Source organism: Caballeronia sp. RCC_10 (assembly GCF_041360715.1).
GTDB lineage: Bacteria > Pseudomonadota > Gammaproteobacteria > Burkholderiales > Burkholderiaceae > Caballeronia > Caballeronia grimmiae.
In genome coordinates, this window is record NZ_JBFUPT010000112.1 from 1 (window position 1) to 971 (window position 971).

At 56.6% G+C, this 971-nt stretch carries 1 protein-coding gene; it reads left to right on the plus strand.

Features of this window, described 5'->3' with window-relative positions; genetic code table 11:
* Positions 1 to 192: 192 nt before the first annotated feature.
* Positions 193 to 462 carry a hypothetical protein gene (locus AB6804_RS31875; RefSeq protein WP_370889839.1) on the plus strand — a complete coding sequence of 90 codons (270 nt, stop codon included), beginning with the start codon at positions 193 to 195 and terminating at the stop codon, positions 460 to 462.
* Positions 463 to 971 lie beyond the last annotated feature (509 nt).

Sequence of the window (971 nt, forward strand, 5' to 3'; positions counted from 1 at the left end):
TTGTTCAGGCATCCAAGGTTAACCGTTTCGAAGAAAAGTAAACAGCCCTTCCGAGCTCTTTTTGAACTGGCCTTTTATAGAATCCGACGCAGATCAGAAGAGCGCCGGCGAACGCACTGGCGTATCGTCCCACCCAGTGCGCGCCCAATTTATCCAGGTAGATGCCGAGCCGGATTTTGAGTTGAAGAATCCGTGCTCGCAATCCTCGATGCTGGCAAGGCAACGGGCGAATGGCACTCCAGCTCGGCGATCGTCGAGTCGCTGACCACGGTCGTGAATGAGCACGATCGCCACATGAGAGAGGTGCGATACGGCCTAGTTTTGGCTGCTTTCGATGACATCGCGACATCACCCTTCGAGTATCAATTCGAACTGATATGCCACATACCCGCGTGGGCGCTCGAGGCGTGGACGCGGCTACGCGCAAATTCCGAGGAAAGTGAACATGACGTCGACGCATGACCAGAGACGACAAGAAACGACAGACCGAGCAGTTTCGAATGGCTGACTACGAATCTGTCCGTCAAACCGGGTCAACGTCACGCAGCCACGGGGTGCGATTCCGCGCCCGCGCGAACCCTCACCAGGGTTCAACAACTGCGATGCTGTCGCTCGGCGCAGCCCCGGAAAAGCTCATCATTAAACGGGGCTACGCCACCAGGTTTGGCCGTGACAGGGGGCCGTTGGTTTCAACCCAATGGTTCTCTCTTTGTCGCGGAGTCGCCCGTCCGGGCGTTGCCGAGAATCGCCGGAAGCGCTCTCGCGTGTTTGGGCGCAACGGCAGAAGTCTAGGCAAGGGTACGCCGACGCGCAGTAGCGGGACTTCTCGGAACTACCAGAAATAAAACTGCGACAAGCTGTCGCTTTTTCCGTGTTTCGACGCCACGAATTGGTTAAGGAAGCTCTGCGTAATCCCTTCGTGTAACATCGCTTAGGAATGCTACCATAGTGGCTACGACCCCTGGAGGCAT